General features: G+C 61.8%; 18 protein-coding genes and 1 riboswitch. Of the genes, 5 read left to right on the forward strand and 13 right to left on the reverse strand.

All coding sequences use genetic code 11. The features are described 5' to 3' along the window. Window positions 1–93 precede the first annotated feature (93 nt). The 4 genes from RAK1035_RS18630 (at window position 94) to RAK1035_RS18645 (ending at window position 3,402) form a co-directional block, all read left to right on the forward strand. Window positions 94–555, forward strand: coding sequence for a peroxiredoxin (locus RAK1035_RS18630; RefSeq protein ID WP_008280403.1), 462 nt, complete (start codon window positions 94–96; stop codon window positions 553–555). 20 nt (window positions 556–575) lie between these two features. Then, window positions 576–1,379: a ferritin-like domain-containing protein gene (locus tag RAK1035_RS18635; RefSeq protein WP_008280404.1), complete on the forward strand. Its 804-nt coding sequence runs from the start codon at window positions 576–578 to the stop codon at window positions 1,377–1,379. Between the two features lie 183 nt (window positions 1,380–1,562). Beyond that, the gene (locus RAK1035_RS18640; RefSeq protein ID WP_198133577.1) at window positions 1,563–2,882 is read left to right on the forward strand and encodes a M23 family metallopeptidase; all 1,320 of its coding nucleotides are present in this window, start codon (window positions 1,563–1,565) and stop codon (window positions 2,880–2,882) included. Then, entirely contained in the window at window positions 2,872–3,402 is a 531-nt protein-coding gene (locus tag RAK1035_RS18645) for a bactofilin family protein (protein WP_008280406.1), read from the forward strand. The genes RAK1035_RS18640 and RAK1035_RS18645 overlap by 11 nt, the downstream gene beginning before the upstream one ends. Window positions 3,403–3,600: 198 nt before the next feature. Here the strand turns inward: RAK1035_RS18645 and RAK1035_RS18650 are convergent, their stop codons facing one another. From RAK1035_RS18650 to RAK1035_RS18665, 4 genes are all read right to left on the reverse strand, one after another. Then, on the reverse strand, window positions 3,601–4,800 hold the full coding sequence (locus RAK1035_RS18650; protein WP_008280407.1) for an HlyD family type I secretion periplasmic adaptor subunit: 1,200 nt from the start codon (window positions 4,798–4,800) through the stop codon (window positions 3,601–3,603). Between the two features lies 1 nt (window position 4,801). After that, window positions 4,802–7,018 carry an ATP-binding cassette domain-containing protein gene (locus RAK1035_RS18655; RefSeq protein WP_008280408.1) on the reverse strand — a complete coding sequence of 739 codons (2,217 nt, stop codon included), beginning with the start codon at window positions 7,016–7,018 and terminating at the stop codon, window positions 4,802–4,804. Further along, window positions 7,015–8,280, reverse strand: coding sequence for a TolC family protein (locus RAK1035_RS18660; protein WP_008280409.1), 1,266 nt, complete (start codon window positions 8,278–8,280; stop codon window positions 7,015–7,017). Before RAK1035_RS18660 ends, RAK1035_RS18655 begins: the two co-directional genes overlap by 4 nt. A gap of 117 nt (window positions 8,281–8,397) precedes the next feature. After that, window positions 8,398–12,168 carry an Ig-like domain-containing protein gene (locus tag RAK1035_RS18665; RefSeq protein ID WP_008280410.1) on the reverse strand — a complete coding sequence of 1,257 codons (3,771 nt, stop codon included), beginning with the start codon at window positions 12,166–12,168 and terminating at the stop codon, window positions 8,398–8,400. 315 nt (window positions 12,169–12,483) lie between these two features. Between RAK1035_RS18665 and argE the strand changes: the two genes are divergently transcribed. Further along, window positions 12,484–13,647 (forward strand): acetylornithine deacetylase, encoded by a 1,164-nt coding sequence (argE, locus tag RAK1035_RS18670; protein ID WP_008280411.1) that lies wholly within the window; start codon window positions 12,484–12,486, stop codon window positions 13,645–13,647. A 36-nt stretch (window positions 13,648–13,683) separates the two neighbouring features. On the opposite strand, the gene trmB is transcribed toward argE, so the two are convergent. The 9 genes from trmB to miaB form a co-directional block, all read right to left on the reverse strand. Then, the gene (trmB, locus tag RAK1035_RS18675; RefSeq protein WP_008280412.1) at window positions 13,684–14,397 is read right to left on the reverse strand and encodes a tRNA (guanine(46)-N(7))-methyltransferase TrmB; all 714 of its coding nucleotides are present in this window, start codon (window positions 14,395–14,397) and stop codon (window positions 13,684–13,686) included. 44 nt (window positions 14,398–14,441) lie between these two features. Then, entirely contained in the window at window positions 14,442–15,608 is a 1,167-nt protein-coding gene (gene metK / locus RAK1035_RS18680; RefSeq protein WP_008280413.1) for a methionine adenosyltransferase, read from the reverse strand. A 5-nt stretch (window positions 15,609–15,613) separates the two neighbouring features. Further along, a riboswitch (SAM-SAH riboswitch) is annotated at window positions 15,614–15,661 on the reverse strand. 38 nt (window positions 15,662–15,699) lie between these two features. Next, window positions 15,700–17,220 carry an apolipoprotein N-acyltransferase gene (lnt, locus tag RAK1035_RS18685; protein ID WP_008280414.1) on the reverse strand — a complete coding sequence of 507 codons (1,521 nt, stop codon included), beginning with the start codon at window positions 17,218–17,220 and terminating at the stop codon, window positions 15,700–15,702. Next, window positions 17,213–18,100: a hemolysin family protein gene (locus tag RAK1035_RS18690; RefSeq protein WP_008280415.1), complete on the reverse strand. Its 888-nt coding sequence runs from the start codon at window positions 18,098–18,100 to the stop codon at window positions 17,213–17,215. The genes lnt and RAK1035_RS18690 overlap by 8 nt, the downstream gene beginning before the upstream one ends. A gap of 41 nt (window positions 18,101–18,141) precedes the next feature. Next, complete coding sequence (gene ybeY, locus RAK1035_RS18695; RefSeq protein ID WP_008280416.1) at window positions 18,142–18,630, reverse strand: rRNA maturation RNase YbeY; 489 nt, start codon at window positions 18,628–18,630, stop codon at window positions 18,142–18,144. A gap of 6 nt (window positions 18,631–18,636) precedes the next feature. Further along, complete coding sequence (locus RAK1035_RS18700) at window positions 18,637–19,569, reverse strand: PhoH family protein (RefSeq protein WP_232279184.1); 933 nt, start codon at window positions 19,567–19,569, stop codon at window positions 18,637–18,639. A gap of 226 nt (window positions 19,570–19,795) precedes the next feature. Further along, window positions 19,796–20,101: a hypothetical protein gene (locus RAK1035_RS18705; protein ID WP_037297429.1), complete on the reverse strand. Its 306-nt coding sequence runs from the start codon at window positions 20,099–20,101 to the stop codon at window positions 19,796–19,798. 12 nt (window positions 20,102–20,113) lie between these two features. After that, window positions 20,114–20,653 carry an OmpA family protein gene (locus RAK1035_RS18710; protein ID WP_008280420.1) on the reverse strand — a complete coding sequence of 180 codons (540 nt, stop codon included), beginning with the start codon at window positions 20,651–20,653 and terminating at the stop codon, window positions 20,114–20,116. A gap of 223 nt (window positions 20,654–20,876) precedes the next feature. Beyond that, a complete protein-coding gene (gene miaB, locus RAK1035_RS18715) occupies window positions 20,877–22,199 on the reverse strand; it encodes a tRNA (N6-isopentenyl adenosine(37)-C2)-methylthiotransferase MiaB (RefSeq protein ID WP_008280421.1) in 1,323 nt (440 codons plus the stop codon). Window positions 22,200–22,240 lie beyond the last annotated feature (41 nt).

Raw genomic sequence — 22,240 nt, forward strand, 5'->3', positions numbered from 1 at the left:
CGCGTCTTGCGCCTCTCTTCTGCCTCGTGGCTTTATTCTGGTCTCTTGCGTCCTAATATGGAATTCACAATTTTTCATCCCAGAGGATACCCTATGCCCGATACATCCGAAATGGCCCCCGATTTCACCCTGCCGCGCACCGGGGGTGACAGTACTACGCTCTCGGCCCTGCGTCCCGGCGCAGTTGTCCTGTTTTTCTATCCCCGCGATGACACCTCGGGCTGCACAAAAGAGGCGGTGGCCTTTTCCACCCTCAAGGATCAGTTCGACGCCGCCGGTGTGACGGTCATGGGCATCTCCAAAGACAGCCTCGCAAGCCACGAAAAATTCGCATCGAAACATGCACTTACTGTGCCTCTCCTGTCTGACGAACATACGGATGTTTGCGAAGCCTACGGCGTTTGGGCGGAAAAGAGCATGTATGGCAAGAAATACTTTGGCATCGAACGCTCGACCTTCCTGATTGATGGCGAGGGTCGCATCGCGCGTGTCTGGCGCAAGGTCAAGGTGCCCGGCCACGCCGAAGAGGTGCTGGACGCGGTCAAGGCCCTGTGACCCCCCAAACCCTGACAGACATGGCCGTCGCGGTGCTCTCTACCCACGACGGCCGCACCAAAACGGCGCTGTCGCGCGCCCATGCTGCCACATGGTTCGCCGCGCGCGCGGCAGGGCACGACATTCCTTTGGGGCATGCGCAACCGCCCCTGCGTCCCGCCCGGCCCGCCAAGCCCGAACTGCTCGACCCGCGCGACGTGCCGCGCCGCCGCCCCGGTTCGGTGCAGGGCCGCATCGCGCTTCTTCATGCCGTGGCCCATATCGAACTCAACGCCGTCGATCTGCATTGGGATATCATCGCACGCTTTGCAGACATCCCAATGCCGCTTGGCTTTTACGATGATTGGGTCAAATCCGCCGATGAGGAATCCAAGCATTTCAACATGATATGCGACTGTCTTGAAGCGATGGGCAGCCATTATGGCGCTCTGCCCGCCCATGCAGGCATGTGGCGCGCCGCCGAAGATACGGCGCAGGATTTCATGGGCCGGCTTGCCGTCGTGCCCATGGTGCTCGAGGCGCGTGGCCTTGATGTCACCCCCGGCATGATCGAAGTGTTCGACCGCGCAGGAGAGTCCGCCGCCGTCGCCGCCATGCAGGTGATCTATGCCGAAGAGGTGCATCACGTCGCCTATGGCTCCAAATGGTTCCACTTTCTGTGCGGTCGCCACGACCTCGACCCCAAGACCACCTTCCACGACCTCGTACGCCGCTACTTCCACGGCGCGCTGAAACCCCCCTTTAACGAGGAAAAACGGGCCGAAGCAGGCATTCCACCCGATTTTTACTGGCCTTTAAGCGAGGCTGGCTCAATTCAAGGTTGAAATTCAGGCCGCAGTATCGGCGAATTTCCGCCACTCGGGCAAGAAACAGCCCAGCCTCGCCCCCTGATTGGTCAAAAATCTTGCCCAAAGCCCGACCGCTGGCTAATCACGGTTCATTACGGTGCCTGCAATCAATGCGGCATCCTTTAGGACTACGGCAGGGGTAACAGGGACAATGAGCGCGTGAGAACAAGACTTGCGATAAAAATCCATGCGATCCTTGAAAGGTATTTTCCCGAACGTCGGGTCTTTTTGCGATCCGACAATGACACGCGGTTCATTCGCCTGCGCCCCTCAACACAGCTTTTCGCCTTTCTCGGGGCCTCGGCGATCATAGCGTGGTCAATCATCGCCACCTCTATCCTCGTGATGGACAATATCGGGGCCGGCAACTTCCGCGAACAGGCCAAGCGCGATCAGCGCACCTATGAAAACCGCCTCAACGCCCTGTCCTCCGAACGCGACAAGCGCGCGCAAGAGGCGATTGCCGCACAAGAGCGGTTCTCTTCCGCGCTCGAACAGATTTCGCTGATGCAGTCCGAATTGCTGGCGTCCGAAACCCGCCGCCGCGAATTGGAAACCGGCATCGAGGTGATCCAATCCACCCTGCGCCGCACCATGTCAGAGCGCGAAGAAGCGCGCGACGAGGTCGAGCAATTGGCCCTCTCCCTCGAGACAGAGGGCGGCACCGGCGTCGGGCCGACGGCCGACGCAGGCTCTGATGCCACCGTCGATTTCCTGACCGCCGCACTCGAGGATGCCGCAGAGGAACGCGATACAACCATCGCCAATGCCCAGGATGCCCTCCTCAAAGCCGAAGAGATGGCTTTGGAACTGGACCTGCTCAAGGATCAGAACGACCAGATCTTCAGCCAGCTTGAGGATGCGATGGCGATCTCTGTCGAACCGCTCGACAAGATGTTTCGTGCCGCAGGGCTGAACACCGATTCTTTGCTTGATACTGTGCGCCGGGGCTATTCCGGCCAGGGCGGCCCGCTGATGCCGCTGTCCTTCTCTACCCGTGGCGAAGAACCCTCTGTCGATGCCGAGCGCGCAAACCGCATCCTTGGCCGGATGGACGAGCTGAACCTCTACCGCATTGCCGCGCAAAAGGCGCCCTTTGCCCTGCCCGTCAAAAGCGCGTTCCGCTACACATCGGGCTATGGCATGCGCTGGGGCCGGATGCACCAAGGCACCGATTTCGCCGCCCCCCATGGCACGCCGATCTATTCAACCGCCGACGGGGTCGTGACCCACGCGGGCTGGCTTTCGGGCTATGGCCGCCTGATCAAGATCCAGCACGCCTTTGGCATCGAAACCCGCTACGCGCATCTGTCTCAAATCCGTGTCAACGTCGGGCAAAGGGTCTCGCGCGGGGAACGGATTGGTGATATGGGCAACTCTGGACGTTCTACGGGCACACATCTACACTACGAGGTCCGCGTCGGCGACAAGTCCGTCAACCCCATGATATATATCAAGGCTGCAAACAATGTTTTCTAAGAGCAAAATCAACGAACCCGCGCAAAAGCCTGCAGAGGCCAAACCGGCTGCCTCCGAGAACCGGCTCGATTCGGCGCGGCCTGACGCGCTGAATACGGAATTCAAGGCCTCCGCCCCCAAGGCCAAGCCGCCCGCCTCTGTGCTGTCCTCGGACCTGCACGTGACCGGCAACCTCAAGACCACCGGCGATATTCAGGTCGAGGGATCTATCGAGGGCGATATCCGCGCGCATCTGCTGACCGTGGGCGAAGGCGCCACCATCAAGGGCGAAGTGATTGCCGATGACGTGGTGATCAACGGTCGTATCGTGGGCCGCGTACGTGGCCTCAAGGTGCGCCTGACCTCGACCGCCCGCGTCGAGGGGGACATCATCCACAAGACCATCGCCATCGAAAGCGGCGCGCATTTCGAAGGCTCGGTGCAGCGTCAGGACGATCCTCTGACCGGCAACAAGAACGCCCCCAAGCCCGCGGCCCCCGCCGCCGCAGCCCCCGCGGCACCCAAGCCCGCCGAAGGCTAAGCCTGGCACAGAACCAAAAAGGCGGCGTGGCCCCGTGCCATCGCCGCCTTTTTCATGCCCATTGCCCTGCCTCTATAGCGTGTTGCGCCCCATCAAAACCACCCCCGTCCCGGGCTTGCCCCGGGACCTCTCCGAGGTAACGTCGTGGCCACGGCTCGGGGACCGGGGCGATATGACCCCGATCAGACGCAACGTGCCTTACGGCTCGCGCAGCGCCTGTTGGCTCTTGTAGAGCGGTTTCAGCAAGTACTGCAGCACGGTCTTTTCGCCGGTGTGCAACTCCACCTCGGCCTGCATGCCCGGCCTGATCTCTATCCCCGCCTGACGGGGTGTTAGCGCGCTCATATCCACCCGCAGCGATACTTTGTAATGCGGATCACCATCCGCCTCACGCGCCCGCTCATCCTTGAACGTATCGGCTGAAATGAAATCCACCCGGCCCTTTAGGGTGCCATAAATCGTATAGTCATAGGCGGTCAGTTTGATCGTCGCCTCCTGCCCGCGCCGGATATTGGCGATATTGCGTGGCTCGACCCGCGCCTCAACAAACATCTCTTCATCCAGCGGGATGATCTCCAGAATCTCTTCGCCGGGGCGCACCACACCGCCAATCGTCGTCACGCTCAGATTGTTGACCACCCCGCGCAATGGGCTCAGCAGCACCGTCCGGTTCAACTGATCCTGACTGGCCCGCAAATTCTGGCGCAGCGTCGCCAATTCCTTGAGGGTCTCGGAATAGGCCTCTGCCCGCTCCAACTCGGCTTGGGTGATGATCTCATCATAGCGTTTCTCGGAATCCGCATGCGCCTTGCGGGCGCGCGTAACCTCAATCAGCGCCACGATCTTTTTCTCCAGCAATCCTTCCAACAGCCGCTTTTCCTCGGCGGATTGCTGCATCACGCGCTTGGCCCCTTCGCTGCGCTTGACGAAATCCTCTTGCCGCGCCTTCAAAAGCGCGCGCTCCGAGGCGACCATTTCCCCCGCCTGCCCCGCCAGCCCGTCGGGCACCGTAAAATCGAACTGCCCCGCCAATTCCGCCTCAAGCCGCAGTTGCCGCACCTCAAGCCCCGCGATCTGGTCCTGGAGATCCGCCACTTCGGAATTGAACCGCGTATCGTGCAGCCGCGCCAGAACATCGCCGCGCGCCACCACATCCCCCTCCTGCACCAGCAATTCCGCCAGAATACCCCCTTCAAGATTCTGGATGATCTGCGGCCGCGAGGTGGAAATAAACTCGCCCGGCGCGCGCACGATCTCGTCGATCCAGGCAAACGCCGCCCAGAGGATGAAAATCCACACGCTCGCCGCACAAAGCCAAACCATCAGGCTCGGCCCGCGCAAGCGCCCGTTCAATTCCGCCAGAATGCTGGCCGTACTGCGCGCGCCAACGTCGCTCATCTCATGCCCCTCCCGGCCCGGTGCCTGCCGCCTGCGCCAGATGCGCCAGCACCTGATCGCGCGGCCCGTCCACCGCCATCCGCCCGGCTTGCAGAATAAGTGTCCGGCTTGTCAGGCTCAGGATCGGCATCCGGTGCGTCGCGATCACCGCCGTGCGCCCCTTCAGCCATGTCTCCAACCGGCTGACCAGCGTGCGCTCCAGCGTCTGATCCAGCGCCGCCGTCGGCTCGTCCAACAGGCACACCGCCGGGTCCTGCAACCATAGCCGCGCCCAGCCAATGCTCTGCCGCTGCCCTTGGCTCAGCCCTTGACCACCGTCCAGTATCTCGAGGTCCAACCCCTTGGGATGACCGCGCACAAAGGGCCCCAAACCGGCAAAATCCAGCGCCTGCATCAGCCGCGCGTCATCGCGCTCCAGCAAGGTCAGGTTCAGGTTCTCGCGCAGGCTGCCGGTGAACAGCCGCACATCCTGCCCCAGATAGCCAATCATCCGCCGCAAATCGCGCGGCGCGATCTGCCCCATATCGGTGCCATCCAGCATCAATCGCCCCCGGCTTGGGGCATAAAGCCCCGACAAGAGCTTGAGAAAGGTCGATTTGCCAGACCCGTTGGTGCCCAGCACCGCCACCACCTGACCGGGCTGAATGATCAACCCCGGAATATCCAGCACCGGCGCTCCGCCTGCGTCATAGGCAAACTGCACCTCGCGCAGCTCATAGGCGCCGGTCAACGCCGTGCGCCGCAAATAGCTGCGCCCCTCGCCCTCGTCCTGATCCGCCAGCGCAATCGCATCCAGCCCCACCAGCGCCGATTTCACATTGCCCCAGCGTGCCAGCGTGCTCGAAAGCTGCGTCAGCGGCCCCAGTGTGCGGCTGGTCAGAATCCCCACGGCGATGATCGAACCCACAGTGAATTCGCCCGCGAACACCAGATAAGAGCCAAGGATCACCGCCACGATATAGGTCGCCTGCTGCACCGCCTGCGCCCAGAAACTCAGCACTGATCCCAGCCGCCGCTGCTCGCTCGACTTGATCGCCTGAAGCGCCGTCAACTCGCCCCAAATCCGGCGAAACCGTTCCTCGGCCCGCTGCGTCTTGAGCGTATCAAGCTCGAATATCGCCTCATGCAACAGCCGCGCCCCCCGCGCGCTCGCCCCCTGCATCTCTTGCGTCAGCCGCATCATCCGGCGTTGCAGCAGGAAACCGGGCAGAACCATGATCACCCCGCCCAGGATCAAGACCCAAACCACATTGCCCGCAATCGACGCCACCAGCGCCAGAAACACCACGATGAACGGCAAATCCGTCAGCGTGCCAATGGTCGAGACGGTAAAGAATTCACGCACCGATCCGAATTCCCGCATCGCCGAGAATATCTGCGACGGGCTCTTGCTCGCAATCTCGGACCGCATCCCAAGAATACGGTCCATCAGAATTCGCTGCACATTGAGTTCGATCTGCCGCCCGGCCCCGTCCATCAACTGCGCCCGCGCAATTTTCAGCGCGGCTTCCATCACCAGCGCAAGACCCGCCCCCGCCGCCAATACCCACAGCGTCGCCTCGGATTGATGCGGGATCACCCGGTCGTAAACCTGAAGCGCAAAAAGCGCGACCGCCACCGCCAGAATATTGGCCACGAAAGAGCCAAGCGCCACTTCTGCGATATGCCGCCGGAACCCGGCAAACTGGCTCCAGAACCAATGCGGCGCGGCCTCGGGCGCATCATGCGCGCGGCTCAGGCTTTGCACCGGGGCATCGGCCCGCACCACAAGGCCGGTAAAGAACGGCTCGAACTCGGCCAGCGGCACCTCGGCGCGCTGATCGGCGCAGGTGGTGTCGTGGATCGTCAACACGCTGCCCGCCTGTGACAGCACCAGCACGAATTGCCCGCTCGTCATCTGCGCCAGCGCCGGCCATTGATCAGGATGCGGATGCGCCACCGGCTCGACCCGCGCCATCAGCCCCGCCGCCTCCAACCCATCGGCCAGGGCGCGCGGTTGCGGCTGGTCAGTAGGGCCACCCCCCGCCTTGCTCGCGATCATCGCCTCCAGAATATCGCGCTCGACCGCTTCGATACCCAAAAGCGCGGCATAGGCCACCCCCAGTTTCGCCCGCGCCACAGCCCGCTCACCAAACCGCGCTGGCGCAGGTTGTGGGCCACTTGCCTCACCCCCGCGCGCGCCGGTCGTGATCGTCAGGGCGACGGGGGCCTTGGTCAAATCCGGCTCCCCTCCGCCAGCACGCCCAAATGCCGCGCCAGTTCCAGCCGCGCCAGCGCCAGTTCGTATTTCAGGGCCAGCGCGCGCGCTTGCCGCTGGGCAAAGGTCTCATAGACACCAACCACATCCATGACATCACGCTGCCCGGCATCGTATTGCGCTTGGAAAAGATCAAGATTGGCCCTGGCGGTATCGCGCAGCGTGCTTGCCTCGCCCACCTGCCGCGACAGGGCGCTCAACTGCCCCTCCAGCCGCTGCACAACCCGGTTGCTATCCTCATCCGCCTGCGCGCGGCGGCGCTTGGCGGCTTCTTTATCGGCGTCCACCGCCTTCAATTGCGCCCCGGTGCCCAAACCCAGCAATTGTTCGGACCGCAGGTTCAGCCCAAAACTCGTGTCGCCATTGCCAACCGTGCCCCCCGCCGTCAATCCGGGCAAGAAACCCGCCCGCGCCATCACCGCCTCAGCGGTGTCGCGTTCGGCCTCGGCCATGGCGCGCAGAACGTCCAAGGATTGCACAGACCCCGCGTCAACCGGCACCTCCGACAGGCCCGTCACCCCCCCAAGGGGCCGCGCCGCCATGGCGTTCAATTCTGCCAGCGCCGTGGCTTCGGCCTCTTGCTGCCCAGCCATCACCTCGCGGATTTCCGCCAGACGCGAGCGCAGGATATTGAGGTCAGACATATCCGATACGCCGCCCTTGACCCGCTCCGACATGATCCATTCAAAATGGCTCATATCCTCCAGCGTGCGCCGCTCCAGCACCAACCGCTCGCGCGCCTGTGCTGCATCCAGATAGAGCGAGAGCGCCTCGAACACGCGCCCGTTCACATCCTCGGCCAGCGTCACGGCGGCCACCTCGACATCGGCCTTGGCAAAATCGCGCTCCGCCTTTTTGCGGCCGTTGTCGAACAACACCTGCTCGACGATCAACTGGCTGACCAGATCGCTCAGACTGGTCAGGCTGATATTGGGCCCAACGCGCGGCAACCAGTTCTTGGATGCCGCCTCGGCGCGCAACCGCGCACTCAGCAAATCCGCTTCGGCACTGCGGCTATAGGCGGCCAAAACCGATGCAGCCACCTGATCAAAACTGCTGCCCGGCGCCAAAACCGATCGGCGCGCCTGCAAATCGCGGATGATCTCGGAACCTGCGGCCTCTTTGGCCCGCGCCACCTCATCCGGGCGAAGGTCTGGCCCTGCGGCGGCGCGTGACACTTCGGCATCGCTACCGTCGTCGCGCCAACACCCTGCAAGCGCCAAACAGACCCCCGCAAGCAAAAAACCCCTCGTTACAGTCCCCATACATAGTCCTCCGACCGTTCCGGCCTTGTCTTTGGAGACGCGCACCCCGGCACGGGCGCGCGTCCCTGTCCGGCATCAGGTGACGATCTGGATATCCTCATCCACCACGACCGTGGCATCATTGCCCAGCGTGTAGATGTCATAGGTCTGACCGTCGATCTGTGTGCGGCCTGCGGCCTCGGCCCCGGTCAGCGTCACGCGGTCATCCGCGCCCCCCTGAACCAGAACCGTATCGCTATTGCCCGAAAGCGCCAGAACCTGTGCTTCGGTCAGGCTCAATTGCGCCTGATCGCCAAACCGCAGATCAATCGTCTCGATGTCAAAGGCGCTAAGATTGGGATTGGCGATGTTCACAACCGATGTGCTGGTCTCATCCAGCACAACATAGGTGCTTGCGGTATTGCCCCCGGCATCTGTGCTCGTCACCACCAATTGCGAGCCATCCGATACCGGTGCCAACTGGCCTGCCCCGTTGAGAAAGAAGTAATCCGTCTCGCCGGTGAATTGGTTGGCCTGCTCACCCAGTGCCAATTCGCGCACATTCCCGCCCGCATCGACCTGATGAATGCTCACATCGTCCACGCTCGTTTCCACCGTGGCATTGCGATAGCCGTCGCCCTGCCGGAAATAGCCCACGATCCCCGGCGTCTCGGGCGCGACCATATCGAGCGCCAGGCTGCTCGTGATCTGATGCGTATTGCCTGCCCCGTCGGTCGCAAAAACCACCATCGGGGCTTGACCATCCTGCCGGGGAATATCCGCAGTGGGCAAGCTCACAGACCAGTTGCCTGCCGCATCTACCACCGCCTGATAGGTCCGGCCAAAAACCCGCACCTCGGCGCTTGATCCCGGCTCCACCTGCCCGGTCAGAGTAACACCTGCCGCCGCCTCAGAGATGTTGATGATGTTGTCCGATGTCACCGGCCCATCCTGGCTCAGCTCATTGACCAAGGTATCGACCCGCACCGTATCGGTGAGGAATGCGATATTTCCCGCCGGATCGGTCACATCGACCCGCAACGCAACGTCGCGCTCGCCGGGTGCAATCTCATTGGGGCCAAAGCGTGCCACCCAATTTCCATTGGCCGCCACCTGCGCCTCGTGCTGCACCCCGTCGATGGTGACAAATACCCGGCTGCCCGGCTCGATCGTGCCGGTGACGTTGAAACCACCCGTCGCAATGTCATTATTGATGACATCGCGCCCATCGGCCCCAATCGCAAGGTTCAGATCGCTGAGGCTAAGGTTGTCGACCTGCGTATCCACCCGCACTGTCGCCTCGACTTCGGTCGGATTGCCTGCCGCATCGACCGTGCGCGCGCTCACCTCGGGCACATGCGTGCCGCGCGTGATCTCGGCGCTTTCATAGCGGCTCTGCCAACGACCTGCGCCATCGGCCTGCACCGTGTGCTCAACCCCGTCGAGACTGACAATCACGGTTGCCCCGGCATCAGCCGTGCCGGTGACCAGCACGCCGGCATCCGCCTCGGCCCCATTGATCACGCCGTCGCCACCAATCGCCCCCGCGTTCAGCGTCAAAAGACCGGCCTCGGTATCCACACTGACCGCTTGGCGCAACTCGCTGACATTGCCTGCGGCATCCGTGGCCACAGCCACGATGTCACCAGTATAGGTGCCGCCCGCAATCTGCGCGCCGGTGAATGTCGCGGTCCAGCGACCATCCGCCGCCACCGCCGCATCCACCACCGCCGTGCCAAAGGTCAGTCGCACCGTCGAACCCGGCTCGACCGTGCCGCTCATCGTAAAGCCATCGCCCTGCTCAGCGGCGTTGATCACACCATCGGCCCCACCGGGCGCACCGGTCATGCCGAAATCGCGCACTTCGGTGTCAACACGCACCGAACCGCTTACATCGGCGCGATTGCCCGCTGCATCGACGGATACGGCCGTGACCGGCGCATCATAGGTTCCCGCCGCCAGCGCGCTGCCCGCGACAGTGGCCACCCAAGCGCCCGACGCATTGGCAACCACATCCTGCGTCACGCCTGCGAATGTGACGGTCACTGTAGCCCCCGGCGTGGCAGTGCCGGTGATCGCCACCTGCCCGCCCGTTTCGACAAGGTTCACCGTGCCGTCGCCCCCGACCCCATCGGTCGCAAGGCTCAGATCATTGGCCTCAGTATCCACACTCACCGCTTGGCGCAACTCGCTGACATTGCCTGCGGCATCCGTGGCGACCGCCACGATATCACCGGTATAGGTGCCGCCCGCAATCTGCGCGCCCGTAAAGGTCGCGGTCCAGCGGCCATCCGCCGCCACCACGGCATCCACCACCGCCGTGCCAAAGGTCAGGCGCACCGTCGAGCCCGGCTCGACCGTGCCGCTCATCGTAAAGCCATCGCCCTGCTCAGCGGCGTTGATCACACCATCGGCCCCACCGGGCGCACCGGTCATGCCGAAATCGCGCACTTCAGTGTCAACGCGGAATGTCCCTGTGGTGCTGCTGGCATTGCCCGCCGCATCAACAGTGGTTGCCGTCACCACAGTCTCATATTGCCCACCGGGCAAGGTGCCCGGATCAAATTCTGCTCTCCAGGTGCCATCTTCGCCCACGAGCACATCGCGGGATACACCCTCGACCGTCACTGTGACAGTGGCCCCCGGCGTCGAACTGCCGGTGATTGCCACACCGGCCCCCTCTTCCACCAGATTGACAACACCATCGCCCCCAACCTCAGACGCGTTGATCACAATCGGATGCGGCACCGTATCAATCGCCACAACATCCGTGACCACGGTCGAATTGCCAAACGCATCCGTCGCGGTGATCACCACCGCCACCTCGCGCTCGCCCCCGGGAATATCAGCAGGATCAAACACCACTTCCCACTGACCATCCTCACCGATGACCGTGGTTTCGGTGACGCCCTCGATCACAACGGAAATCTCGGCCCCCGGCTCGCCGCTGCCGGTGATCTCGATGCCGTCCTCATAGTCGTCGGCATTCACGATATCGTCGGTCGACACCACACCATCCTCGATCACCACCTCGGGCGGCGTGGTGTCGATCACCACCACCGGCCCTTCTAGCGTGGTCTCGGTGCCGTCAGGCTCTGTGACGACGACAACCACATCATGCTCGCCATCTTCGGGGAAGGTCTCGTCTTCGAACACGACCTCCCATTTCCCGTCTTCGTCAGCCTCAGTGGTGACCGTCTGATCGCCGATGGTCACATCCACCTCGGATCCCGGTTCGGCATCGCCGGTGATTGTGATCTTGGGATCATCCTGATCCCCGCCAATCGTGATCGTGCCATCCTCATTGACCGTGGGCTCGATCCGACCGCGGCCACCGCCACCATCGCCGCCGCCGCTACCGGCCACAACCGCTGCCGCAGCCCCCGCAGCCCCGACGCCGCCCAACCCCAAGAGACCGCCGCCCCCCAAAAAGGCCGCCCCCAGCATTGACACTTCGTCATCTTCAACCGGCCCCGTCACCTCGTTGCCGCCCAAAAAGATCAGCTCTTCATCCGGGCTCCATTTGGCCCAATTTTCGGTCGGGCCATACTGTGCATAGACCGGCCCATCGCCGCCCTCGCTCAGCGTCACCTCATTGAGATAACCGTCGGCGCTGATGAACAGCCGGCTCACAGGCGCCCCGGTTGCGGAGTAATATCCCTCCAGCACAACCACCCTGCCATCTGACAGGTTGATCACAAGGTTAGAGCCATCGCGGGCATAACCCTGAATGTCCATTTGCCGAAGATTAAGAGAAATTTCTTGTCCGTTGCCCGCCGGAATGATGCTTACGCCATCTTGCCCCGGAATTGACCCACGCTGCGAATTGCCCGCATCTGTGCGAGCGACAAAATCAATCGCTTTCATAACACCACCACTCTGACCTCAGGGTTCGGCACTTTGGTGTGCCGATTTGTTTTATTGTGTCTTAATTATCTTTTTTCCGCCGCAATCGCTAGATGTTTTTGATCCCGCCCCCCCAAAATACGCCGCTTTTCCATAGATATGGACAGACTGAGTCTCTTTGGGCACGCCCCGCCACACGGCTGAGACGATCAGATACCCCACAACACAATCAAACCGGACATAGCGCAGGCTGCTCCAAGACGGGGGGTTGACGGGCCGCGCGGCGATCCACACTGTCGGGCAGTTGTTCATTTTGCCATCACAGGACCCTTCCCCGTGACCACTCAGCTTTCCGATACCGTTGGCCTCCTGCGCGAGTTGATCGCGTTTCCCACGATTTCCGAACTCAGTAATCTCGACATGATCGCCTATCTCGGGCACCGCCTCGAATCCGCAGGCGCGCGCGTCGACATCTTTCACGACGATATCGGCCACAAGGCCAATCTCTTTGCCACCATCGGGCCAGAGGTGGACGGCGGCATCGTGCTGTCAGGCCATTCCGATGTGGTGCCGGTGGCCGAACAGGATTGGGCCTCAGACCCGTTCGAACTGACCGAACACGAGGGACGGCTCTATGGGCGCGGCACCTGCGACATGAAAGGCTTTATCGCGGCGGCAACCGCCATGGCCCCCTATTTCGCAGAGCGGGTGCGCGACCGTCCCATTCACTTTGCCTTCACCTATGACGAGGAAGTCGGCTGTTTCGGTGCGCAGGCCTTGGTCGAAAGCCTGCGCGCCCGCAACCTGCGCCCCGGCGTGGCCATCATTGGTGAACCCACGATGATGCGCGTGATCGAAGGGCACAAGGGCTGCTATGAATACACCACCCATTTCTGCGGTTTGGCCGGGCACGGCTCTGCCCCGGACCGGGGCGTGAACGCGGTGGAATACGCGGTGCGCTACGTCAACCGCCTTCTGGAACTCAAAGAGGCGCTGCGCGCCCGCGCCCCCAAAGACAGCCGCTTCGATCCGCCTTGGACCACAATCAACACCGGCTCGCTCAAGGGCGGCGTGGCGCATAACGTCATCGCCTCCAACGCCACCATTGAATGGGAGATGCGCCCCGTTCAGGCCGCCGATGCCAATTTCGTCAAAGAGGACCTGCGCCGCTATTGCGAAGAAATGCTGCTCCCCCGCATGCGCGAGATTTGCCCCGATGCCAGCGTCGTCACCGAAATCATTGGCGAGGTGGACGGGCTCGAACCCACCGATCTGAACGAAGCCCGCGACATCATGATGGAACTCACCGGCGCCAATGGCGCAGATCTCGTGCCCTTCGGCACCGAGGCGGGGCTGTTCCAAAGCTATGGTATGTCGGCGGTCGTCTGCGGCCCCGGCTCGATTGATCAGGCGCACAAGCCCGACGAATACCTCTCGCTCGACCAACTCCAGCAATGTCTCGACATGTTGGGGCGCTTGGGCGATCGGCTTGGGCGCTGAGGGGCGCTCGTTGATCTGCGCGGCGCGCCGCCGCGCTTAAACCCGCCGAAACGTCAGGTAATGCGGCACGCGCCCTTCGCGCAGCGCCTTTTGCTCGTAGCGCGTCGAAATCCAATCCCCCCAAGGATTGCGCCAATCCGCAGGCCCCTCGGCCAGCCACTCAAAGCCCGCGCGCGGCACCTCCTCTAGGGTCTGGCGCACATAATCGGGAATATCCGTGGCCACACGGAAAATCGCACCCTTTTTCAACACCTTGGCCAGCGGTTCCAGATGTTCTTGCGTCACAAAGCGCCGCCTGTGGTGGCGCGCCTTGGGCCAGGGATCAGGATAAAGCAAAAACGCCCGTGACACCGACGCCTCGGGCAAAACATCAAACATATTGCGGACATCGCCGGGATATACCGCGACATTCTGTGTCTCTGCCGCCCGGATTTTCCCCAAGAGCATCGCCACACCGTTGATGAACGGCTCACAGCCGATGATCCCGACCTGCGGATTTTGCGCGGCCTGATGCACCATATGCTCTCCGCCGCCAAACCCGATCTCAAGCCAGATCTCGCGGTCGCCGAAAAGCGACGGCAAATCAATTTCTTGCCGCTCGGGGTTCACATCCCAATCGACGGCACCCGGTGACAATTTCGCTAGATCTTCGTCCAGATAGGTCTCTTGGCTTGGCCGCAGGGTCTTACCCTTGAACCGGCCATAAAAATTGCGCCAAGGCGCGCCTGTCGGATGTCTGTCTTGGCTCATGCAAACTTAAACTGGCGCGTGAAGATCACGCGCCAGCCCTCTGATCAAACAGCTTTTTTCAGAGCGTCAACCAGATCGGTCCGCTCCCAGCTAAAGCCGCCATCGGCCTCGGGCGCACGCCCGAAATGGCCATAGGCTGCGGTGCGCGCATAGATCGGCCGCGTCAGCGACAGATGCTCACGAATACCGCGCGGCGTCAGGTCCATGCACTGTGCCACGGCCTTTTCAATGGCACTTTCATGCACTTGGCCGGTGCCATGCGTATCGACATAGATCGACAGCGGCTTGGCCACACCAATGGCATAGCTCAGTTGCAGCGTGCAGCGCTGCGCCAGACCGGCCGCGACCACGTTCTTGGCCAGATAGCGCGCGGCATAGGCTGCCGAACGGTCCACCTTGGTCGGATCTTTGCCCGAAAACGCACCACCACCATGCGGGGCCGCGCCACCATAGGTATCCACAATGATCTTGCGCCCCGTCAGGCCCGCATCCCCATCCGGCCCGCCGATCACAAAGGTGCCGGTGGGGTTCACATGCCACTCGGTCTCATCGCTCAGCCAACCTGCGGGCAGAACCTCACGGATATAGGGCTCTACAATCGCGCGGATGTCATCGCTGGTCTGACTCTCATCCGCATGCTGCGTCGAAAGCACCAGTTGCGTCACCGCCACCGGGCGACCCCCCTCATAGCGCAACGTCAGCTGCGATTTGGCATCCGGCCCGAGCGTCGGCTCGGCACCGGATTTACGCACCTCCGCCAACCGCTTGAGGATCGCATGCGAATAAAGGATCGGTGCCGGCATGAATTCCGGTGTTTCATCCACGGCATAGCCAAACATGATGCCCTGATCCCCGGCCCCGTCCCGGTCCACACCCTGCGCGATATGCGCCGATTGCGGATGCAGCAGGTTCTGCAATTTCAGAGTATTCCAATGAAAGGCATCCTGCTCATAACCGATGTCGCGCACGCAATCGCGCACGATCCCGTCAATCCGGCCCATGAAATCCTTGAGCCGCGACTGATCACTCAGCCCGACCTCACCGCCGACAACCACGCAATTGGTCGTGGCAAAGGTCTCACAGGCGACCCGCGCATTGGCTTCTTCGGTCAGAAATGCATCAAGAATAGCGTCGGAAATCCGGTCACACACTTTATCCGGATGCCCCTCCGAAACGGATTCGGAAGTGAAAAGGTAATTCTGTCTTGACATGAAGTTGCTCCATTTGATGTCACCGCCACGCCAGGAAGCCGTTGTGGGGGATTAGCGTGTGGTTACGCCCCTCTAGAACCTGCGTCAATGCCTATATGCGCGCGGCCCTGCGCCTGTGATCCAACCGCGACAGCCCCAGCAAAACAAGGAAAATTGCCAGCATCGGCGCATCGCCCAGCCGCGCATAAACCGTGGGCGGCAAAGGTGGCGGCAGCGCCGCATCGCGCCACCCCGCCTCGCCCAAGGGCAAAGACTCAGTCACCCGCCCGGCTGCGTCGATCATTGCCGAAACGCCGGTATTGGCCACCCGGATCATCGGCAGGCCAAATTCCACACTGCGCAACCGCGCCTGCGCAAGATGCTGATAGGGGCCAGAAAACTTGCCAAACCACGCGTCATTGGTGATGAGCAGGATGAAATCCGCCCGCCCCGGTGCCGCCCGCAAATCCTGCGCGAAAACCCCCTCGTAGCAGATCAGCGGCAGCGCGCGCCCCAGCGCACCCATCTCGATCACCTGTGCCCCCGGACCAGACGAGAACCCCTGCCCGTCCTTGGAGGCCATCCCGTGAATACCCCACTGCGCCAAGACATCCCCATAGGGCATGTATTCGCCAAACGGCACCAGATGATGCTTGTCATAAACCGCCGCCACACTGCCCCCGGCCTCAACCAGCGCCAGCGTGTTGAAAAGACGCAGCTCCTCGCGGCGTTGCAGGCCGACCACCACCGGCACGCCCCCCGCCGCGTCCGAGATCACCTCGAGTGTGCGCGCGGCATTCTCGAGCATCACCGGCACCGCCGTTTCCGGCCAGACGATCAGATCGGGCCGCCCCTCGCCCGCCGCCGAAAACGCCAATTGGCGGTCAAAGAAGCCTTGGATCTTTTCAGGGTCCCATTTCTCATGCTGCGGCGCGTTGGGCTGGATCAATCGCACTATCGCGGCCTCTGGCCCGGCCCCCGTGTCAGGCGTCAGCATCGCTCCGAGAGGCCACAAAAGCGCCATAGCCCCCAAGGCAGCAAATCCTGCCCGCGCCCCCGTCAGCGCCATCCACAAGGCCACCGCCGCCAGCAGCACCAGCGCCGTCAACCCAAGCGATCCAAGGTACGAGGCCCAATGCAAAAGTGGCGTGTCGATCAACACATGCCCCGGCTGCGCCCAAGGAAACCCCGTCAGCACATATCCCCGCGCCAGTTCGACCAGCCCCAGACCCCCGACAAACCCCAAGGCACCGCCGCCCAAGGAACGCCCAAGCCCAAGGGCCGCCGCCGCAAACAGCGCAAGCCCCCCGGATAATCCCAACAGGGCAAAAGGGGCCATCCAGCCATGCCGCGCCACATCGACCAAAAACGGCTCGATGATCCAATTGAGCGAAACAAGAAAATAGCCAGTGCCAAAGGCCCAGCCGATCCATGCCGCCTGCCGTACACCCGCAGCGCGCAAGAACACCCCGTACAGCAGTGCAAAGGCCAGAATGCTCAGCGGCCATGCCCCGACCGGCGCCTGCCCCAACGCGGCCACGGCCCCCAGCGCCCCCAACACCAGAACACGCCCGCGCCATGACAGGCCCGCAACCCGATCAATCAGGGCCGCGGCCCGGCCTGTTTCAGGCATTCTTTGCCTCGGGCAGACGCACGCGCACACGTTTGATGCGCCGCGGGTCGGCCTCCATCACCTCGATCACCGGCCCGGCGGGATGCTCGATCACCTCGCCACGCACCGGCACCCGGCCCAGCAACATAAAGACCAAACCACCCAGCGTGTCGATTTCTTCCTCATCGACTTCGTCCGCCTCGGTCAGAGATATCCCAATCTCGGCCTCGAAATCCTCAAGCGGGGTCTTGGCAAGGGCCACGTAGCAGCCGGGTTTTTCCTGCGTCCAGTAATGATCTTCGTCGATGTCGTGCTCATCCTCGATCTCGCCCACCACCTGTTCGATCAGGTCCTCGATGGTCACAAGTCCGTCCACCCCGCCATATTCGTCGATCACCAGCGCCATATGCCGCCGCTCGGCCTGCATTTTCTGCAAAAGCACACCAATCGGCATCGACGGCGGCACAAAAAGCAGCGGGCGCAGCATATCCTCGAGCTTGAATTCCTCAGTCTCGCCGTTGAACCCATGCTTCAGCGCAAAATCCTTGAGATGCAGCATGCCGATGGGCGAATCCAAGGTTCCCTCATAGACCGGAAGACGCGACATGCCGCTGTCACGAAACACATGCACAAGGTCTTCTTTGGAAATCGAATTGGGCACCGACACGATATCGGCCTTTGGAATGGCCACATCCTCGACCGCCATATGCCGCAGATTGCCCATGCCCGGCACGCCGTTGGCTTGCGCCGGATGCTCATCCTCAGCCGCTTCGGCCTCATCAGTCGTGGAAAAAACCCCAAGGATCCGGCGAAAAAACCCGCCTGATTCCTCTGTTTCCTTGTCATCGTCAGGCTGCGCGCTCTGCGCTGCCATAGACGATCCGTCGATACTCTCGCCCATCCATCTCTTTCCAGGTGACGGGGCACAGGGCCCCAGCACGGTTAATATGGGTCACTGACCCCAAGTTTGCCAAGTATCTCCACCTCAGTTGTTTCCATGAGAGTGGCATCTTGGTCACGCACGTGATCATAGCCTAGTAAATGTAACACCGCATGAACGATCAGATGCGTCACATGGTCCGCCAGCGGTTTTTCGCCCTCTGCCGCCTCACGCACACAGGTGTCCCAGGCAATCGCAATATCCCCCAGTTCCGGATCGGGGCTAGGCATGGGGGGCGCAGGGCGTACCCCCGACACCTCCGCCGCCCTCTCTTCGCTGGGCCAACTCAGCACATTGGTCGGCTGCGGCTTGTCGCGGAAATCCTCGTTCAGCACTGCAATCCGCGCATCATCACAGGCCAGAATGCTGATTTCCCAATCCTCGGGGTCCATCGCCAGATGCTCCAGCGTGGCTCTTGCGGCGCGTTCGGCCAAATCCTCCAGCGCCGCCGCCTGCCAGCGGTCGTCCTCGATCACCACATCGCACAGCATGGCGTCTTAACCTTCCGCCTCATAGGCCTCGATGATCGCGGCCACCAGCGGATGCCGCACCACATCCTTGGACGTGAAGTAATTGAAACTGATCTGCGGAATCCGCGTCAACAGCCGCTCCGCATCGGCAAGCCCCGAGGGAACACCGCGCGGCAGGTCGATTTGCGTGCGGTCGCCAGTGATTACCATCCGGCTGCCTTCGCCCAAGCGCGTCAAGAACATCTTCATCTGCATCGAGGTCGCATTCTGCGCCTCATCCAGCACCACAAAGGCATTCGACAGCGTGCGCCCGCGCATGAACGCCAAGGGCGCAATCTCGATCTTTTTCTCTTCGATCAGCTTTTGCACCTGCTTGGCGGGCAGAAAATCGTTCAGCGCATCATAAAGCGGCTGCATATAGGGATCGACCTTGTCCTTCATATCCCCCGGCAAATAGCCCAGCTTTTCACCCGCCTCGACCGCCGGGCGGCTCAGGATGATGCGGTCCACATGCCCCTCGATGAACATATTGACCCCTACAGCCACCGCCAGATAGGTCTTGCCGGTGCCCGCAGGCCCGATGCCAAACGCCAGCTCATGCGCAAACAACGACCGCACATAAGATTTCTGCGCCTCGGTGCGCGGCTCCACATATTTCTTGCGGGTCTTGATCTCGACCGGGCCGCTTTTGAACATCTCAAGCTGATCACCCGCATGTGCGCCGGTCTCGACCTCCGATCCGCCCATGCGCAATTCGCGGTCCACATCGCCGCTCTCAACCGCACGCCCACTCTCCAGCCGGGAATACAGCGCCTGCAACACGCCCGAGGCTTCACGCACCGGTCCATCCTCGCCCAAAACCGACAAGTGATTGCCGCGCCGGACAATCTGCACCGCCAGCTTACGCTCGATTTCGGCTAGGTTTCGATCATATTCGCCGCAGAGGTCAATCAGCAGCATGTTGTCGGGGAATTCGATCACGGACTCTTGCAAAGTGCCCAGATCGGCGGCGGGGGGCGGCGCGTTGTTACCCAAGCATATCTCCCACGGGGTCAGAGGTTCCCCTTTACAGTGCCAAGATGCCGCCGCCTGCGCAAGCAGCCAGCCACGATTCCGTGAAAACCGGCGAAAAAAATGCGGGCCACACCGGGCCCGCACATTGGTTCAGCATATCGGGCAAGCCCGATCAAATCGGATCGCCGATCAGGCTTGTCGAGCCACCTTTGAAATTGCCCGTCGCCACGGTCGGCGGGGCGACACCCGAACAGACCGGCTTGCCGAACTTGTCCAAACGCTGCGACAGATACCCCTCGACGCCATCGTCGATGATCCAATGGTCACAGCCGTTGGGATCAACCCAAATGCCGGCCTGCATCTGGCTCAGATGCCCGCGGTCAAAGATATTGCGGTCCACTGTCTTGTCCGGCCCCGCGTCACAGGCAGCCAACATCCCGACGATAGGCAGGGCGAGTGCTAATTTATAGGTTTTCATTGCACAGCCCCCTCAGCGCCAGCACAGGATTTCGACACGGCGATTCTGCGCCATGCCCTCGGCGGTGTTGTTCGACGCCTTGGGCACCCGCTCGCCATAGCCGCGGACATCCGCGATGCTTGCGCCGCTGCTGCGGGCAACCGCAGCAACAGAATTGGCCCGCCGCAGCGACAGGTCCATGTTGTACTCATCCGATGCGCGGCTGTCGGTATGGCCAACGATGGTATAGGATACCGCCCCGGCCTGCTGGAAAAACTCTCGCAGGCGCTGCTGCCCAGAGGCGTGGATACGCGCGCTGTCCGTTGCAAAAAGCTGGTCGGTGTTGACAACGCCGCAGAGATTGACCTCGCGACACACCGGAATACCTTGGCGCGTCACATGCGGGCTCATATAGCCCTCAGCCCCGTCATCCATCACCCAATGTTCGCACCCATCGGGGTCCACCCAGATAGTTGGAATATACCGCTCACCGACGACAGTCCGCTGTTGCTGCGCGGATGCGCCACTCGCCATCACCGCGACACCAAGAGCAATGGCACTCGCCCCCCGCATGACCGCGTGAAGCGTATTCGAAATCCTTTTCGTCACGACCCCAGTCCTTTTATTGCCCCCCGGATAGAAGCCGAAAGAAAGGCCCCCAACCACTTAATCATGTCAAATAGTATCAAGTCTTCGCTTAAAGTGAAGCAAATTTCACCACATATTGTGTCCCTTAAGGAAACAATGCCACGCTCTGGCCACAATTCACCCAAAGCATACGAAAATCGCCCAAGAATCAAGAGGACAGCAAACGCCCGGCCAATGAATTGGGGCCGCTCTCGATGATCTCGACCTGACGCAGATCGCCAATCGCGACATCCCCCGTGACATGCACCGCATGCAAATGATCCGACTTGCCCACCATTTGCCCCGGCATCCGCCCCGCCTTTTCAAAGAGCACCCCAACCCTGCGCCCGACCATCGCATCTTGTGCGGCGCGCTGCTGACGGGTGATGAGCTCTTGCAAACGATAGAGCCTCTCGGTCTTGACCTCTTCGGGCACCTGCGGACGCTCGGCAGCGGGCGTGCCGGGACGGGTGGAATATTTGAACGAAAACGCAGACCCATAGTTGACCGCCTCGATCAACTCCATCGTCGCCTGAAAATCGGCATCCGTTTCCTCGGGAAACCCGACGATGAAATCCCCCGACAACAGGATATCCGGCCGCGCCGCGCGGATGCGCTCGATCAGCCGCAGATAGCTTTCGGCGGTATGGCTGCGGTTCATCCGCTTAAGGATACGGTCAGACCCGGATTGCACCGGCAAATGTAGATAGGGCATCAGCTTCGCGCACTCCCCATGCGCGGCAATCAGATCATCATCCATGTCATTGGGATGGCTTGTCGTGAACCGGATACGCTCCAGCCCGTCAATCTCGCTCAAGGCCCAGACAAGCCGCGCAAGGCCCCAATCGCCCCCCTCACCGGCCCCGTGATAGGCATTGACGTTCTGACCCAAAAGCGTGATCTCGCGCACGCCGCGCTCGACCAGGTCGCGCGCCTCCTCCAGCACGCGGCTAGCCGGGCGGCTTACCTCGGCCCCGCGCGTATACGGCACCACGCAAAACGCGCAGAACTTGTCGCAACCTTCCTGCACCGTCAAAAACGCTGTTGGCCCGCGCCGCGCCTTTGGCCGGTGCCGCAACGTGTCAAACTTATCCTCAATCGGAAACTCGGTATCGAGCGCCTTTTCCCCTGCGCGCACCCGCGCCTCCATCTCGGGCAGACGGTGATAGCTCTGCGGCCCCACCACCAGATCGACCAGCGGCTGACGGCGCATGATCTCTTCACCCTCGGCCTGTGCGACGCAGCCCGTTACCCCGATCTTCAAATCGGGCTTGTCCAGCTTGAGTTGCTTCATCCGCCCCAGTTCGGAATAGACCTTTTCCGCCGCCTTTTCGCGGATATGACAGGTGTTGAGCAGGATCATGTCGGCCTCAGCCGGATCTTGCGTCTCGACATACCCAGACCCGCCCATGGCCTCGGCCATACGCTCGCTGTCATAGACATTCATCTGACAGCCGTAGGTCTTGATATAGAGCTTTTTCACATCCGCCATGCGCCCGGCCTCCGCCCTTGGGTTCAAGATGTCTGACTACA

It is taken from the genome of Roseovarius sp. AK1035 (genome assembly GCF_003288315.1).
Classification (GTDB): domain Bacteria; phylum Pseudomonadota; class Alphaproteobacteria; order Rhodobacterales; family Rhodobacteraceae; genus Roseovarius; species Roseovarius mucosus_A.

Bases quoted from the DNA above. Each gene is read 5' to 3' on its own strand.
- RAK1035_RS18630 (WP_008280403.1), top strand. From the start codon at position 94: ATGCCCGATACATCCGAAATGGCCCCCGATTTCACCCTGCCGCGCACC.
- RAK1035_RS18635 (WP_008280404.1), top strand. From the start codon at position 576: ATGGCCGTCGCGGTGCTCTCTACCCACGACGGCCGCACCAAAACGGCG.
- RAK1035_RS18645 (WP_008280406.1), top strand. From the start codon at position 2,872: ATGTTTTCTAAGAGCAAAATCAACGAACCCGCGCAAAAGCCTGCAGAG.
- RAK1035_RS18650 (WP_008280407.1), bottom strand. From the start codon at position 4,800: ATGAGCGACGTTGGCGCGCGCAGTACGGCCAGCATTCTGGCGGAATTG.
- RAK1035_RS18665 (WP_008280410.1), bottom strand. From the start codon at position 12,168: ATGAAAGCGATTGATTTTGTCGCTCGCACAGATGCGGGCAATTCGCAG.
- trmB (WP_008280412.1), bottom strand. From the start codon at position 14,397: ATGAGCCAAGACAGACATCCGACAGGCGCGCCTTGGCGCAATTTTTAT.
- metK (WP_008280413.1), bottom strand. From the start codon at position 15,608: ATGTCAAGACAGAATTACCTTTTCACTTCCGAATCCGTTTCGGAGGGG.
- lnt (WP_008280414.1), bottom strand. From the start codon at position 17,220: ATGCCTGAAACAGGCCGGGCCGCGGCCCTGATTGATCGGGTTGCGGGC.
- RAK1035_RS18690 (WP_008280415.1), bottom strand. From the start codon at position 18,100: ATGGGCGAGAGTATCGACGGATCGTCTATGGCAGCGCAGAGCGCGCAG.
- ybeY (WP_008280416.1), bottom strand. From the start codon at position 18,630: ATGCTGTGCGATGTGGTGATCGAGGACGACCGCTGGCAGGCGGCGGCG.
- RAK1035_RS18700 (WP_232279184.1), bottom strand. From the start codon at position 19,569: ATGCTGCTGATTGACCTCTGCGGCGAATATGATCGAAACCTAGCCGAA.
- RAK1035_RS18705 (WP_037297429.1), bottom strand. From the start codon at position 20,101: ATGAAAACCTATAAATTAGCACTCGCCCTGCCTATCGTCGGGATGTTG.
- RAK1035_RS18710 (WP_008280420.1), bottom strand. From the start codon at position 20,653: ATGCGGGGGGCGAGTGCCATTGCTCTTGGTGTCGCGGTGATGGCGAGT.
- miaB (WP_008280421.1), bottom strand. From the start codon at position 22,199: ATGGCGGATGTGAAAAAGCTCTATATCAAGACCTACGGCTGTCAGATG.